The sequence below is a fragment of the Brachybacterium timonense genome, assembly GCF_900258505.1.
GTDB classification, from domain to species: domain Bacteria; phylum Actinomycetota; class Actinomycetes; order Actinomycetales; family Dermabacteraceae; genus Brachybacterium; species Brachybacterium timonense.
Genome location: NZ_LT984896.1, coordinates 1 through 3,880 on the forward strand (window position 1 = coordinate 1; position 3,880 = coordinate 3,880).

Below are 3,880 nucleotides of genomic sequence, written 5' to 3' on the forward strand. Positions count from 1 at the left end.
ACGGCCGACTCGAACACCTCCGCGGCTCCGCGCTCGGCTTCAGGAACCTCACGAACTACGTCGCGCGCAGCCTGCTCGAAGCCGGAGGCTTCAGACCCCACCTACACCCTCGTTCGTGAAGAGCCCGGGTGGCCGTCCGAGGAGACGACACGCCACAAGACCTGATAGTCATCGGCGGGCAGCGGCGGCAGGTCGATCGTGGCCGTGTTGCCGGACACGGCGGGTGTCTCGGTGAAGATCTCCTCGCCGGCGGAGGTGGTCAGTCGCACGGCCGGAGAGAGGTTGAGAACCTCATCGCTGTAGGTGAGCTCGAGCGCCTCGGGAGCCTGCTCGAGGCTTTCGCCTGCTGCCGGGTTCGAAGAGGTCAAGGTGTCGTGCGCCGACGCCGCGGGCAACAATGCGGGCACCACCAGTGGCATCAGTACGGCGGCGAGCAGCCCGACCAGGCTTGCCAGCATGATCCGCACCGCCGTCCCGGTGGTTCCGCGAGCAGCCGTCGTGTCCGCCGTCATGAACGTCTCCTCCTCGGGTGACCCCTCGTGCGGGCCGGTTTGTCCCCATGACCGGGGCGCATCGAGTGTAGCGACGTGCCACCAGCGACCCCTTCGCTCATCTCCCAGGATCGACTCGTCCAGTCCCACCCCTTTACAGAACCCCACACGGCGATATCATCGCCATATGACGAGTGATGCGATCCCGGCCGAGCCGCAGTTCGAGGTGGCAGACAGTCATGCCGCGCTCTTCCATGCTCTCGCCGAACCCACACGCTTGGCTCTCCTCCAGCACCTCTCGACCGGTGAGCATCGAGTTCGCGACCTTGTCGAACACATGCACCTTGCCCAGTCGACCGTCAGCAAGCATCTCTCGTGCCTGCGCGACTGTGGTCTGGTCACCGCGCGCACTGAAGGCCGCGCATCGTGGTTCGCTCTCACCGATCTGCGCCGACTGAGCGATCTGCTCGAGGTGGCGGACGACCTGCTCGATACCTCCGGGACCACCCTGTCCCTGAAGAACCACCGCGATCACGAGAACCTCGAGGACGGGGGCCTTTGATGAGCTCAGGACACGACCATTCGCACGGCGGTAGCGGATCGAGCACGGCCCGGACGCGACTCGCCATCGCCTTCGCGATCACCTCCGTCATCGTGCTCGCGCAAGCGATCGGGAGCGTCGTCACCGGCAGTCTTGCTCTGCTCACGGACACGGCGCATGCCCTTGTCGACGCCTCCGGTCTGCTGGTCGCGTTGATTGCGGCGACCATGATGTTGCGCCCGGCCAGCAGCAGTAAGACCTGGGGATTCGCTCGCATCGAGGTACTGGCAGCCTTGGCCCAGGCCACGCTCCTGATCGTGGTCGGCACCTACACCGCCGTCGAGGGCATTTTGCGACTGACGGACCCCCCGGACGTTCCCTCGGGTGAGCTGCTCATCTTCGGTGTGATCGGGCTGGTCGCGAACATCGCCGCGATCCTCATCCTGGCTGGAGGCAAGGATTCGAGCCTGAACATGCGTGCCGCGTTCCTCGAGGTCCTCAATGACGCTCTCGGTTCGCTCGGAGTGATCACGGCCGCGATCGTGATTCAGCTGACCGGATTCCAGCAGGCTGATGCGCTGGCCGGTTTGTTCATCGCCGCGTTGATCGTGCCTCGGGCGTTCCGCATCATGGCCGAGACGCTGCGGATCCTCATGGAGTACACCCCGAAGGGTGTGGATCTCGATCAGGTGCGTGAGCACATCCTCGCGCTCGACCACGTCCAGGACGTCCACGACCTGCACGCCTCAGCGATCGGGAGCAATCTGCCGATCTTCTCTGCGCACGTCGTCGTCGGGGAGGAGTGCTTCGAATCGGCCCATGCACTGCGGATCCTCGAAGAGGTCCATGTCTGCGTCAGGACGCACTTCCCGATAGCGTTCGAGCACGCCACGATCCAACTGGAGAGCCCGTCCGTGCATCGAGGTGAATCCGAACGTCCCTTGCACACTTAGCACCCACGGATCCGATCGCCTCCTGACCGCAGGCGAGAGCAAAGACGGCACGCACCCCTCGATGGTGGGGTGCGCGCCGCGAGTGGTCGCTGGGCTCAGCGGAAGGAGACGAAGGTGGGATTGCCCCAGATGGTGCGCTCGGTGACCGCGCCGGGAGAGCGTCCTGCATCGACGACCTTGTCGCCGCCGGCGTAGATGCCCATGTGGCCGGGCCACACGACAAGATCGCCGGGCTGCGCCTCGGACTTGGAGATCTGGGTGCCGGCGTCGACCTGCTGGCCGGAGGTGCGCGGAAGGTCGATGCCGACCTGCTTGTAGGCGTACTGGGTCAGGCCGGAGCAATCGAAGCTCACGCCCGGGTTGCTCGAGCCCCAGGAGTAAGCGGCACCCATCTGGGTCCGTGCGGCGTCGACGATCGCCTGCCCGGTGCTGCTGGAGGAGGATGCGGGCGCAGGAACCGACGCACCTCCACCGCCGACAACGGGGGCCGAACCGTTCAGGGAGCCGCGCGTCTCGGGGCCCACCACGCCATCGACCTGCAGGCCGTTGGCCTGCTGGTAGTCCTTCACCGCGCCATGGGTACGCGGGCCGAACTTCCCGTCGACGGCGAGTGAGGCACCTTCATCGTTCAGCGCGGACTGGAGCTGCTCGACCGAGGCGCCCTGGGATCCCCAGCGAAGCTTCTCGGAAGAGTGCAGTGCCTGCGTCGGCGCCGGAGCAGCAGGCGCGGCGGCCTGCGTGGCCGCGGACGGCGCGGTCGCAGGAGCTGCGGGTGCTGCCTGTGCGGCCCCACCAGCGAAGGCGGAACCGAGCAGGACGGTGCCGAGGAGGGCGGCGCCTCCGGTGCCGCGCAGGGCGCGTCCGCTGTGTCGAAGGGGGGTGACTGCGCGGCCGGCCGCGCGATGGGAATTGCTCGTGGCCATGAATGTACTCCGTGAATATCCCCGCATGTATCCACGGGGTCGTCTGGCATTTGGTCGCGGCAACGTCGACAGCAGAGGACGCGTCGGGAAGGAATCTCGTACCTCGTTACCGGTGGGACCAACGTACCGACCCAAACACCCTCCCAATAGCGCCATGGGCGACCCCGACCGACGATTTCTCCTTCTCTTGAACACTCTCGTCCCATGGGCCTCGGGGTCACACCGTCTCTTTACCAAACCCCGGTGCCGCAATGGGGTCGACCTCACGAGTCGCAGTCGAGGTGGACGGGCCCGTGTCGGTCACCGGTAGCAGATCGGGAGGAGAGAGTACCTTCGTGAGGCTCAGACGACGGGCTGGAATGTGGCGATGGAGCCTTGGAGCTGATCCATCCATGAGGCCCACACTCCCGTGAGTAGCAGCAGGCCGATCGCGATGAGCAGCGCCCCGGATAGGACTCCGATGAGTCGGCGATGGCGGGCAAGTGCCCTGCTCACGCCCATCGCCCTGTCAAGTAGCAGGGCGCTGAGGACGAAGGGGATGCCCAGTCCGAGCGAGTACGCCAGGGCCAGGATCGCGCCCCGAGCCGCAGAACCTCCGTCGGCGCCGGCGTCGAGGGATAGCGCGATGATCGCGGCGTAGGTAGGGCCGATGCAGGGTGTCCAGCTCAGCCCGAAGACGAAGCCCATCAACGGGGCCCCCAGAAGGCCCGCATCAGGGCGTCTCCTGGACACCTGGACATTTCCTGTCAATCGAGGGAACATGCCCATGAAAATGAGCCCCATAAAGATAACGATGAGGCCCGCGACCCGATTGATCCATACTGCGTGCGCTTGAAGGAGATATCCGGCTCTTCGCGAACGAGGGTGTAGTCGGGTGAGCGCGTGGGTGGCCGGGTAGGGGTCGAGGTCTCCCGGATGATGGAAGTTCTTCACGCTCGCCATCCCGAAAGACCTCGACGTGCTCCACTCTAC

At 65.7% G+C, this 3,880-nt stretch carries 5 protein-coding genes; 2 read left to right on the plus strand and 3 right to left on the minus strand.

The annotated features are described in order from the left end of the window. Positions 1-101 precede the first annotated feature (101 nt). Entirely contained in the window at positions 102-512 is a 411-nt protein-coding gene (locus tag C8271_RS13600) for a copper resistance CopC family protein (RefSeq protein WP_106508097.1), read from the minus strand. A gap of 166 nt (positions 513-678) precedes the next feature. Between C8271_RS13600 and C8271_RS13605 the strand changes: the two genes are divergently transcribed. Together C8271_RS13605 and C8271_RS13610 are read left to right on the plus strand one after the other, a co-directional pair. Beyond that, on the plus strand, positions 679-1,053 hold the full coding sequence (locus C8271_RS13605) for an ArsR/SmtB family transcription factor (protein WP_106508098.1): 375 nt from the start codon (positions 679-681) through the stop codon (positions 1,051-1,053). Next, positions 1,053-1,985 carry a cation diffusion facilitator family transporter gene (locus C8271_RS13610; protein ID WP_106508099.1) on the plus strand — a complete coding sequence of 311 codons (933 nt, stop codon included), beginning with the start codon at positions 1,053-1,055 and terminating at the stop codon, positions 1,983-1,985. The genes C8271_RS13605 and C8271_RS13610 overlap by 1 nt, the downstream gene beginning before the upstream one ends. 95 nt (positions 1,986-2,080) lie before the next feature. On the opposite strand, the gene C8271_RS13615 is transcribed toward C8271_RS13610, so the two are convergent. After that, positions 2,081-2,908, minus strand: coding sequence for a C40 family peptidase (locus C8271_RS13615; protein ID WP_106508100.1), 828 nt, complete (start codon positions 2,906-2,908; stop codon positions 2,081-2,083). A 342-nt stretch (positions 2,909-3,250) separates the two neighbouring features. Then, positions 3,251-3,640, minus strand: coding sequence for a cytochrome c biogenesis CcdA family protein (locus C8271_RS13620; RefSeq protein ID WP_483861867.1), 390 nt, complete (start codon positions 3,638-3,640; stop codon positions 3,251-3,253). Positions 3,641-3,880 lie beyond the last annotated feature (240 nt).